This is a genomic window from Lysinibacillus sp. NPDC056232, from assembly GCF_042267565.1.
In the GTDB taxonomy this organism is placed as follows: domain Bacteria; phylum Bacillota; class Bacilli; order Bacillales_A; family Planococcaceae; genus Lysinibacillus.
Window position 1 is genome coordinate 178,332 of sequence record NZ_JBHJTF010000004.1, and the last position, 11,230, is coordinate 189,561.

An 11,230-nucleotide genomic window follows, 5' to 3' on the forward strand; every position below is an offset into this window, starting at 1 on the left:
TTTGAATTCAATGAGAGCAAAGAAATTAGGAGAGGCTAACTGCCCGTAAAAACCCGATTGGTGAAGACTAATAATCAGAGGGGTAAAGAACACCCCACCGATTAAAGTTTCACTTTATTGCAGCTCTTTTACTAATGTTTTCACTAGAGTAGGGAGCCAGTCATGAAGTTGACTAAATGTAAAGCCTGCCGCTTCTGCTTTTGTAGTTGACATATACCAATCTGCTGGAACCCCATATGGTGACTGAGACTCTTCATCGCCACCTATAAGAGAAATTTTTGCATGCTTTCCCGTTGTTTCTTCAATAAGCCCCAGCAAATCTTTTAACGAAATTGCACCTGTAGCTGTTGCATTATAAGGTCCTTCAATAGGGGTAATCCCTGCAAAATATAAAAATGCAGCTGCTTCATCATCCGTAATATAGTTCATTTTTGCTTCAATATTTGGCAATGAAATAGACTGTTCCTGTAAAATTCGTTCAACATGAAAATGTAAACGGCGTGTATAGTCGTTCTCATCCATAACAATCGGAAAACGTACAGCGACAACAGGGAACGTAGCTTCTTTGAACAGTACTGCCTCTGCTTGACGCTTACCTTCACCATATGAAAAATTATCACGATTCCCCATTCGAACTTCATAATCATATGGATTAAAATCTTCTTCTGTTTTGACAGTACCGTCTAATTCGTAGGTGGATAGAGTAGATGTAAAAACGAACTTTTTCGTTTTACCTTCTAAAATTTCACATATTTTATGAGCTTCATTGGGAGAATAGCAAATATTATCATAGACAATATCCCACGTAGTACTTGATAGTGCCTGTGACAACGAATCGGCATCATCTCGATTAACAATTAGCTGTTTCACCTTCGCATCAAAAGGATTTCCGCTTTGTCCACGTGTTAAAATAGTTACACTATGCCCATTTTGAAGACAGAGTTCAACAAGCTTTTTACCAAAAAAGCGAGTGCCTCCTAAAACTAAAATGTTCAATTATTTCCACCCCTTCAAATTTGTAGTCCCCTTTATAATGACAAAAAAACAGGCATACTACAATTAATTTTTAATCGTAGTATGCCATGCTTGTTTATTGTTGTTTAGGTGGATCAGGCGGTGGAGTTGTATTTCCGTTGTTTCCTCCATTAGAGCCGTTCCCGTTGTTTCCGGAACCATTGCCATTATTGGAGCCATTTCCAGTGTTTCCGGAACCGCTGCCGTTATTGGAGCCATTGCCAGTATTTCCGGAACCGCTGCCGTTATTGGAGCCATTGCCAGTATTTTCGGAACCGCTGCCGTTATTGGAACCATTTCCAGTGTTTCCGGAACCGTTGCCGTTATTGGAGCCATTTCCAGTGTTTCCAGAACCGTTACCGCTATTGGAGCCATTCCCGTTACTACCATCAGACCCACCGCCATTTTCCGAACCATTTTCATTATTGTTCGAGTCATTGCCGTCGGTAGGTGGAGTAGTTGGTGGGACCTCTTCTTGCTTGTCTTTTTTAGGTTGTTTTTCACTTGCGCTACCACCAGTAGAAACGGTATTGGATTGCGATGAAGTTAAACCTGTAATATCTACAGCGACAACAACATAGGCTTGACCACTTGCTACCGTCATACTTTGTGATGATTCAAGCACTGATCCGACAAGAGTTCTTCCACCATTTGTTACTTTATATATTCGGTAACCGACTACATCATTTGAAGAGCCTGTCCAAGATAATGTATTCCCATTAATTGAAGCAGATACTGCCGCTGGCGGATTTTGATCTGCTGGGAAATTAACAGCAGACACCGATGAATTCGATAATGACGAATTTTTTGGTAATAGGCTGGCCGGGTTACCGCCAAGTGGGCCTAGCATTCGTTTAATAAATGCCTGATTAATACCTGCACCGCCTGCTTTTACAAATTCTGCCGGTGTGCTAGGAAGTGCATTATAAGTTTTACCTTTTATCGTAACAACGCTTGAAGAAGCTAAGCTATCATCAGCTTGTGAAGGTAAAAATACTTTTGCGTTAAACAAATCAGAGCGCACGAGACCAGCATTAGCACATGCTGCAGATGGCGCTAAACCAGAAATACCACAGAATGATGCAGTGACAACGTTTTTCGGTTGCGTAAATCTAGTTTTAGGGGCAATTAATTGTGGATCTACATCATACACAGAATTCATTAATGTTCCCCATAGTTTGTTAATTCGCACACTAGGCTGTTGATACGTATTATTAAATGCATCCAGTGATTGATTTTTATCATAACCCATCCATACACCAAGAGAAACATTCGGGTTATAGCCAACTAGCCAAACGTCTTTGTATTGTTGTGAAGTACCTGTTTTAGCGGCAAAGTCAGCAGAGAATTTTAATGTATTTCTTGCAACTGTACCTGTTCCTTTTGTTAGCACATCTCGTAACATATCAGTAATGATATAAGAAGTTTCAGGACTAAATACTTGTTCAGGTTTAACTTCGTGTTTATAAATGATATTTCCATTTTGGTCTTCAATTCTATCAATCATATAAGAGTCAATGAATTGTCCACCATTTGCAAAAGTTGCATAGGCATTGGTGTTCTCTTCAACCGTAATACCATCTTCTACGGCCCCAAGACTAGCAGAAGGGTTTGTGAAATCATTAGGCTTTAGGGTTGTGATTCCCATCTTTACTAAATAATCGGCAGGACGTCTGTTAAGAATACTATAATATAGACGTGCAGTTGATAAGTTTTGTGAACTCGCTAATGCCTCACGTGCAGGGATAAGCCCTCGTTCATCATTAGTATTATAGTTTGTTGGGCTCCATCCGGGAATAGAGAATTTTACGTCGACTAATGGGCTACCTGCACCGATTACACCATATTCTATTGCAGGTGCATATACGAGTAAAGGCTTCATTGTTGAGCCATTTGAGCGTTTTGCCTGTGTAGCGTAGTTATAACTTTTTAATTCAAAATCACGACCACCGACAAAGCTTAAAATACGTCCAGTAGTATTTTCGATTAAAATACTACCAACCTGTACAGGCATTTGAACATCAATTTCTTCACCTGTTACAGGATCTTTGTCTTTAACGGTGTAAGTATGACCGTAATTTTGAAAGTTTTCCGCTGCTTTTTGCATCGAATCGTACATATCCTTATTAATAGTTGAATAGATACGATAACCTTTTGAGCGGACATCACGATCTGCTAGGATCGTATACTTATCTTTTAACTTTTTCTCATTTTTTAAGCGTTCTGGATCAATACCATCTTCTTCTGCTAGTTTTTCTGCAATAATGTCTTTTGCTCGATTTTCAAGCTCATACGTTAGCCATGGGTAGCGATCTTCTGCGCGCATCTCTGGTGAACGGAAGTCAGCAGTGATATCGTAAGCGAGTGCGTCTTTATATTGAGCTTCGTTAATATAACCTGCGTCTTTCATACGATAAAGTACAGTTTTCATACGATCAATACCCGGTTGAAGAGCTTCTTTACTTTTAAGTACACCTGTATTTGTGAAAGGTGTGTAAGCAAAAGGTGATTGAGGAATACCAGCTATATACGCTGCTTGAGGAAGCGATAAATCCTTTGCTTTTACATCGAAAATACCTTCAGCAGCTGTTTCTACTCCTGCAATGTTTCGACCGGAAGCATTACGACCATAAGGAATTATGTTTAAATAGGCCTCTAAAATTTCTTCCTTTTTCATAAAGTGCTCTAAACGCATTGCAAGTAAAAGTTCTTTTGCTTTTCGTTCATAAGATACTTCATTTGTTAATACTTGGTTTTTAATAAGCTGTTGTGTTAATGTAGAGCCACCAGTTTGTGTGGAAGAGTTGGTTACGTCTTGAACTAGCCCACGGATGACGGCCTTCGGAACTATTCCGTTATGTTCACGGAAATACTCGTCCTCTGTCGCTAATACCGCATTCACAACATCAGGTGCGACATCGTTTAATGTTGTTACTCGACGGTCTAAATCCGTACGTAATTTTCCGATATAAATATCGTTGGCAAAATAAATTTCACTTGTTGAATCGTAGTTGAAAATTTCTTTTCTTAATTCTTCCTTAGAGCGTAGTGGCTCTTCTTTTACAAGTGAAGCAAAATAGCCAGCGCCAACTGAACCGGCAAATACAGTGCCTACCAATGCAAAGACTAAAAATAGTAAAAATAAGTTCCAGGCAACACTTCCTGAAATACGTAATTTCTTCATCCATTTTTGTTGAATTAAATCATCGATCTTTGCATTGATTTTCTCAATCCAATCTTTCAATGTATCGACCTCCTAAAATCTTGTCTATTATAGCACATATTGATTTAGGTCGAACATAATTATTGACAATGAAAAAGAATCGTTTAGAATAATGCTTATAGTTTTCTAGTGAAGAAGAGCTTGCAGTAGTGTCTATATTCCCTGTATAGAGAGCCAGCGGTTGGTGAAAGCTGGTCATAATGTAGAGACGAATTACGTGCTTGGAGCTTAGACGTGCGCGCCTGCGATAAAGGCGGTTGAATGAAGAGGAAGATGGATGACATCTTCAAGCTGGGTGGTACCGCGTTAGTTTATAACGTCCCTGCATGCAATTTTTTGCGTGTAGGGACTTTTTTGTTTCTCCCTACACGGAATTATTAAAGAATTAGGAGGAATAAAAATGACGAATGAATTATTACAAGACTTAGAATGGCGCGGATTGTTATACCAACAAACTGATGCTGAAGGTATGGTCAAATTATTAGATGAACAATCTGTTTCTTTATACTGTGGTGTTGATCCAACTGCGGATTCTATGCACATTGGACATATTGTGCCTCTTTTAACGCTACGTCGATTCCAAAAAGCGGGCCACCGTCCAATTTTGTTAGTTGGTGGTGCGACTGGTATGATTGGAGATCCATCTGGTCGCTCTGAAGAACGCCAATTACAAACAGTTGAGCAAATTGATAAAAATGTTCAAGGTATCCGTAGCCAATTAGAGCGTATTTTTGACTTTGCAGAAGATGGTAATGGTGCGCAGTTAGTTAATAACCGTGACTGGATTGGCAATATAAATACGATTGAGTTTTTACGTGATTATGGGAAATTAATTAACGTGAACTACATGTTAGCAAAGGATACGATTGCATCACGCCTTGATACAGGGATTTCATTTACTGAGTTTGCGTATACATTAATTCAAGGTATTGATTACAATCATTTATACAACCATTACAACTGTCGCATTCAAGTAGGTGGCTCTGACCAGTGGGGGAATATTACAACTGGTTTAGAAGTTATTCGTAAAACACATGAGGAAGAGACGAAAGCTTTTGGTATAACAATTCCTTTAGTAACGAAAGCAGACGGTACGAAATTTGGTAAAACAGCAGGTGGAGCTGTATGGTTAGATAGCAAGAAAACATCTCCATATGAGTTCTACCAATTCTGGATTAATGCTGCGGATGCTGATGTTGTAAAATACTTAAAAATCTTTACATTCCTTTCTCGTGAAGAGATTGAAGCTTTAGCAGTATCTGTAGAAGGGGAACCACATTTACGTAAGGCACAAAAAGCACTAGCTGAAGAAATGACTCGCTTAATTCATGGTCAAGAAGCATTAGACCAAGCAATCCGCATTACAGCTGCTTTATTCTCGGGTGACTTAAAAGCACTTTCTGCTGATGAAATGAAGGATGCGTTTAAAGATGTTCCTTCTATTGAAATGGCGAAAGAAGATAAAAACATCGTGGACTTACTTGTGGAAGCGGGTATTTCTCCTTCAAAACGTCAAGCTCGTGAAGACGTAACAAATGGTGCAATTAGCGTGAATGGTGAAAAGGTCACTGAATTAGAATATGTGATCGACGGCAAAGATCGTTTAGAAGATGCATTCAGCATTGTTCGTCGCGGCAAGAAAAAATACCATATGGTGAAGTTTGTTTAACTTCTTCCAGCAAAGGATTTTGTACCGAAAGCGTAGCGACAGGTACAGAAGTCTCTCACCTCTATAGTTGGTGAGATGAATGCGGTTTTAAGTCACTTTTCAACGGGTATCCAAACATCCGCTGAAATAGAGGAACTCAGTCTAAGAACGCCACGTCCTGTGGCAACGACTGAGTGACTAACATCATGTTGTTGCTGTCGCTTCGCTTTCGCACAGACAAAACGCCTTGCTGCCGCTGCGCTTTCGCACAAAAAACATCTGCTGGCCTAAGCACAAAGCCGATTCCAGACTCACAAACAAAACATCCCCTCGAAATTTGAGGGGATGTTTTGTTATGTTGGAAAAGGGTCAAGGATTGCTTTATTCGCTCTCCTATGGGCAAACGTCGAGCTGCTTCCTTAGCTTTGTTATGCGCGGATGCTTCGTTTTATCACTTTAAATTAAAGTGACATGCCAGAAAATACACGCTAAATAAATTGGTTGATTGGAGTGGAGGCTGGGCGACTCCTTGGGGATTAGCGTCACAGATGAGACCCTGGAGCGAGCAAAGCGAGTGAAGCGGCTCATCGGACGCCCCCAGGAAAGCGCCCAGCCGGAACGGAAATCAACTCCTCGTTTAGGCGAATGGTCATACTTTCATTTTAGCTATCTAAAAAACTAGGAAGCTTTACGTGCTTATATTCTTTGGGGTGAAGCATATTTGCTAGCTTTAATGCACCCTCTATAAGGCGTGGTGACGGGCGACAATAAAGCCATTCTTCCATTACGTGAAGCTGATTCATTTTAACGGCTTGTAGCTCCTGCGCATGTGAACGTTTTAATAAATTTGCCGGTTGAATTCGCTCAAAGGCAACTCCTACCCAAGCCATCATAATATAGTCTGGGTTGCGCCTTACTACATCAGCCCAATCAGTTTGCACGCTTGCTAACTCTACATCTTGAAACAGATTTTCCCCACCAGCAATGGCACTAATTTCAGTTAGCCAATTTATTTTACCTGGCGTAAAGATAGGGTTTGGCCACCACTCCCAATAGAGAGTAGGTTTTTTAGGAATCATTTGAGCCACTGTGCGAAGACGATCGATACATTGTAAGTATTCCTCAGAAATTTCTTTTGCACGCCCTTCAACCCCACAGGCTTTACCTAATTTATGGAGATCCTGTGCGATTTCCTCTAATGAATTAGCATTAAAAACAATATGGGGAATATTTCTAGCTTGTAACGCTTCAATATTTTTTTCCATGCCGGGGACACTTAAGGATGCAAGTACAAGATCAGGCTGTAATGCTTCTAATGCATCCATATTAATTGATAAATCTGGGCCAAGCTGAGGTAAGTCTTTTACTGATAATGGCCAATCCGAAAAATCATCGACACCGACAAGCTGATCAGTCAGGCCTAAATAAGCAACAAGTTCGGTATTGCTTGGACAAATTGAGATTAAACGCATCTTCTTATCTCCCATTCTTTTTAAGAAAAGTATAGCGAGTGTTGAGGTCATATACAATGCCCGAATGCTGACCACAATAAAAAGAGACATGCCTGCTAGAGACATGCCTTTTGATTACTTATTAAGAAAGTGCGATAGCTTCGAGTGATTCTTCTTTTTTCGCTACAGGGCCCATCGCATTTGTAATAATTTGTTTAATGTCCTCTAAAGTTGCTTTACGTGGGTTTGTTGCAGCACATACATCTAACATTGCATTTTTCGCTAAGATTTCAATATCCTCATCCTTCGCCCCTAATTCGCGGAAGCCACTTGGAATGTTCAAATCTCTAGAAAGATTTTCAATTGCTAAAATTGCTCTCTCAGCAGCATCACGTTTACTTAATCCTTCAACGTTTTCACCTAACAATTCAGCGATTTTTGCAAAGCGCTCAGTACGTGCTGTTAAGTTGAAGCGGCAAACATGTGGCAATAGAATAGCGTTACATACGCCATGCGGTAGATTATAGAAACCACCTAATTGATGAGCAATTGCATGTACATAGCCAAGTGATGCATTATTAAACGCCATGCCTGCTAAAAATTGTGCGTAAACCATTTGCTCGCGTGCTTCTAAATCTGCACCGTTTGCATAGGCACGTGGTAAATATTCAGGAACTAGCTGAAATACTTTTTCTGCGCATGCATCAGTAATTGGAGTTGCGTTTGTCGACACAAATGATTCGATTGCATGTGTTAATGCATCTAAACCAGTTGCCGCCGTTAGAGCAGGAGGTAAGCCAATCATTAGCTCTGGATCATTAATCGATAGTAGTGGAGTAACATGTGTGTCTACGATAGCCATCTTCACTTTACGAGTTGTATCCGTAATAATTGTAAAGCGAGTCATTTCACTTGCTGTACCAGCAGTTGTATTGATAGCGATTAATGGAACTAGTGGGTTTTCTGATTTGTCAACGCCCTCGTAATCATGAATGCGTCCACCATTCGAAGCAATAAGTCCGATACCTTTTGCTGCATCGTGTGCGCTACCTCCTCCAAGAGAAACGATTGAATCACAGTTTTCAGCATGATACACTGCAATCCCGTCTTCAATGTTTTGATCTGTTGGATTCGGTTCTGCTTTCGGGAAAATTGCTACATCAATTCCAGCAGCTGTAATGATGTTAGCAATTTGTTCAGAGAGACCTAATTTGTGTAAGCCCTCATCTGTTACGATTAATGTCTTTTTCACTTCTAAATCATTTAAGCGTTTACCAACTTCTTGAATTGCTCCAGGTCCAAATAAGTTTGTTTTCGGCATAACAAATTGCTTTAGAACGTCTGACATATTTCCAACCCCTTTAAAATAATTGTTATTGCTTGAATGATGGCGAACCACCTTTCGAAATTCATAGTATTCTATTCTCTGTGAAAGTTCAACTCGTATTTTTATTAAAATTGTTAATTTTAATCGAGTTATTATTTTACAAAAAAGTTAGATGGTTTTTTGATATGATGAAAGGTTGAATTGTCTAGTAGTATTGATATGAAAACGTTTTGAAAATTGTTTTACTATGAAAGTAAAATATATTTTTTGGAAATATGTTCTATTTTAAGGGAGTGTTGAATAGTAAATAACTGATAATTTGTTTTTAATATAATAGTAGTGATTATGTTGTTTTTTAAATGTGTAATTACTATTTTAAAGTACATAAAATCGTCATAATTTATAGGAATATTTAAAATTATTCTCTCCTTCTTTTTAAAATGTTTAAGGAAATACATAATGCGAGAACTAAATAAAGAATGACCGTATATCCGAGTAATGCGCACATATAGAAAATTGCCTTTGAATCAGAATTTATAGGAGGATAACCACTGTGAGCATTAAAATGATATACCTCCTGTTCATAATCGAACCAAATAGCTACTAACAAAAAGCCTAATAAAAGGAGAGCTAGTAAAGCCTTTTTATGAAAAATGATATGCAGTAGACTTTCTTTAAAAGTAATTGGACGCTTAATTTCCTTGCTTTGATGTTTTTTAAAGGGTACTAAGAAAAAAATCATGATCCCACTATAAATTAAAACCATCACAGTAAGTTCAGAAACCCCCATTATTTCCTCCTTTATTCCGATATTTTGTATTTAGACTTCCATAAAGATAAAAGGTTCCTTTTTTATTGATATTTACAAACGGGAATAAAAACTTATTGAAGTTTTTATTATTTAGGCATTTTGTAGGGATATTTGTAATTTTATTGAATAATATTTCAATGAAAATACTTTTAATAAAAGGGTGGGGGGAAATGTCGATTAGACATGAACAAAAAGAACAACGAAGGGCCTTAATTTTACAATCGGCATTAGATTTGTTTATTCGGAAGGGGTATGGTGAAACGAAAGTTGCTGATATTGCTAAAGCTGCTAATATGAGCATGGGATTGCTTTTTCATTATTTTGACTCTAAGGAAAAGCTTTATGAGGAGCTAATACGCATAGGGTGTGAAAGACTCAAGATGGATTTTAATTTTATGAATGAATCGCCATTAGCAATTTTTACAGCGGCTGCTGCGGATTTGTTTAACATGATCAGTACAAACCCATCTGCAGCAAAAATGTTTGTGCTAATGGAGAATGCACAACATCTTGATTCCTTGTCGGAAGATTTAAAAGAAATGCTTATGGAAGCAGATAAATTAATAAAAAAGAGTATTCCATTAATAAAGAAGGGGCAATTGCTAGGTGAAATTAAACAGGGAAATGCTGAAGCTCTTGCGGTAGCATTTTGGTGTTCAATTCAAGGAATCGCCCAATACATTGCGCTGCATCCCGAAACTCCTTGTCCCAATACAATGTGGGTTATTTCAATCCTTGAAAACAGGGAGGCGGATTGAAAATGAAAACTAAACGCAACTTAATAATCTTTATAGTTGTTGTTTTGCTCTGTGGCTGGCTTGGTGTTTTTGTAGATCGCTTCATCCCTGAACAGCCTAAAGGTGACACACTTGGGATGGGCATTTGGCTAGTATTTCCGTTACTTACAACTATACTGTTACGTGCATTTGCAGGAGATGGTTGGCGAGATATAGGCTTATGGCCAAATTTGAAAGGCAACATAAAATGGTATATTGTCTCACTCCTAGTCTATCCCATAATCACTTTTATAGTTTTGCTATTAAGCTATATATTTGACTGGATGGATTTTTCAAATTTTAATTTAGATGCATTAGTTTCAGTTTTTATTAGTGGTTTACTGATTCAATTTGTTAAAAACTTTTTTGAGGAATCAGTTTGGAGAGGTTATTTAACAAGTAAACTTTCATCGTTAAAAATAAATGATTTTTGGTTGTATTTTATTGTGGGTGGTGTTTGGGGAGCTTGGCATATTCCATATTTTTTAGTGTTCTTATCAGAAAGTGATATCTTCAGCGTACTTCCTGTAAATCGGTGGCTATTTGCGTTAATAGGTATTGTGACGATGATTTGCTGGACAGTTATGTATACAGAAATTTACTTAATGACGAAGAGCATTTGGCCACTTGTCCTTATGCATATGACAGAAGATGCGCTTGTGAATCCACTTATTCTTGACGGATATATCAAAATTGCTCAGGGAAAAGAATTTCTTGTTTCTCCAACGGCAGGCATTATGACTACATTGCTTTACCTAATGGTAGGGCTTTTATTACGAACTAAACGAAAAAAGCTGGAAAGGGAAAGTGTATTAAAATCAAATACAACAGCTATCGTTATAAAAGTTTAAGCGATGAAAAAAATCCTAGAAGCCATTAACAAGGTAAACTGTACCCTATAAGATAGACACTTTGAAAAAAGTCTATCCTATAGGGTACTTTTGTTTATAATGAGAAAAAAGATGTCGGAGCGGAATGAA

Annotated in this window: 10 protein-coding genes and 1 other annotated feature; of the genes, 3 read left to right on the plus strand and 7 right to left on the minus strand. The window is 38.3% G+C overall.

Annotation, left to right across the window (positions count from 1 at the left end):
* Nucleotides 1-114: 114 nt before the first annotated feature.
* Both ACFCYJ_RS05335 and ACFCYJ_RS05340 read right to left on the minus strand, forming a co-directional pair.
* The gene (locus tag ACFCYJ_RS05335; RefSeq protein WP_376071631.1) at nucleotides 115-996 is read right to left on the minus strand and encodes an NAD-dependent epimerase/dehydratase family protein; all 882 of its coding nucleotides are present in this window, start codon (nucleotides 994-996) and stop codon (nucleotides 115-117) included.
* 94 nt (nucleotides 997-1,090) lie between these two features.
* On the minus strand, nucleotides 1,091-4,258 hold the full coding sequence (locus ACFCYJ_RS05340) for a transglycosylase domain-containing protein (RefSeq protein ID WP_376071634.1): 3,168 nt from the start codon (nucleotides 4,256-4,258) through the stop codon (nucleotides 1,091-1,093).
* Between the two features lie 102 nt (nucleotides 4,259-4,360).
* Nucleotides 4,361-4,564: a binding site (T-box leader), on the plus strand.
* A gap of 73 nt (nucleotides 4,565-4,637) precedes the next feature.
* Between ACFCYJ_RS05340 and tyrS the strand changes: the two genes are divergently transcribed.
* Entirely contained in the window at nucleotides 4,638-5,906 is a 1,269-nt protein-coding gene (gene tyrS / locus ACFCYJ_RS05345; RefSeq protein ID WP_376071637.1) for a tyrosine--tRNA ligase, read from the plus strand.
* A gap of 92 nt (nucleotides 5,907-5,998) precedes the next feature.
* On the opposite strand, the gene ACFCYJ_RS05350 is transcribed toward tyrS, so the two are convergent.
* The 5 genes from ACFCYJ_RS05350 to ACFCYJ_RS05370 form a co-directional block, all read right to left on the minus strand.
* On the minus strand, nucleotides 5,999-6,157 hold the full coding sequence (locus ACFCYJ_RS05350) for a hypothetical protein (RefSeq protein WP_376071640.1): 159 nt from the start codon (nucleotides 6,155-6,157) through the stop codon (nucleotides 5,999-6,001).
* Nucleotides 6,158-6,341: 184 nt separating this feature from the next.
* Nucleotides 6,342-6,473, minus strand: a complete 132-nt coding sequence (locus tag ACFCYJ_RS05355; protein WP_376071642.1) for a hypothetical protein — start codon at nucleotides 6,471-6,473, stop codon at nucleotides 6,342-6,344.
* A gap of 74 nt (nucleotides 6,474-6,547) precedes the next feature.
* Nucleotides 6,548-7,357, minus strand: coding sequence for a cobalamin-binding protein (locus ACFCYJ_RS05360; protein WP_376071645.1), 810 nt, complete (start codon nucleotides 7,355-7,357; stop codon nucleotides 6,548-6,550).
* 121 nt (nucleotides 7,358-7,478) lie between these two features.
* Nucleotides 7,479-8,684 carry an iron-containing alcohol dehydrogenase gene (locus tag ACFCYJ_RS05365; RefSeq protein WP_376071648.1) on the minus strand — a complete coding sequence of 402 codons (1,206 nt, stop codon included), beginning with the start codon at nucleotides 8,682-8,684 and terminating at the stop codon, nucleotides 7,479-7,481.
* A 397-nt stretch (nucleotides 8,685-9,081) separates the two neighbouring features.
* Nucleotides 9,082-9,453, minus strand: coding sequence for a hypothetical protein (locus ACFCYJ_RS05370; protein ID WP_376071651.1), 372 nt, complete (start codon nucleotides 9,451-9,453; stop codon nucleotides 9,082-9,084).
* A gap of 95 nt (nucleotides 9,454-9,548) precedes the next feature.
* On the opposite strand from ACFCYJ_RS05370, the gene ACFCYJ_RS05375 reads away from it, so the two are divergent.
* Complete coding sequence (locus tag ACFCYJ_RS05375; protein WP_376071654.1) at nucleotides 9,549-10,232, plus strand: TetR/AcrR family transcriptional regulator; 684 nt, start codon at nucleotides 9,549-9,551, stop codon at nucleotides 10,230-10,232.
* Nucleotides 10,233-10,234: 2 nt separating this feature from the next.
* The gene (locus tag ACFCYJ_RS05380; protein WP_376071657.1) at nucleotides 10,235-11,101 is read left to right on the plus strand and encodes a CPBP family glutamic-type intramembrane protease; all 867 of its coding nucleotides are present in this window, start codon (nucleotides 10,235-10,237) and stop codon (nucleotides 11,099-11,101) included.
* Nucleotides 11,102-11,230 lie beyond the last annotated feature (129 nt).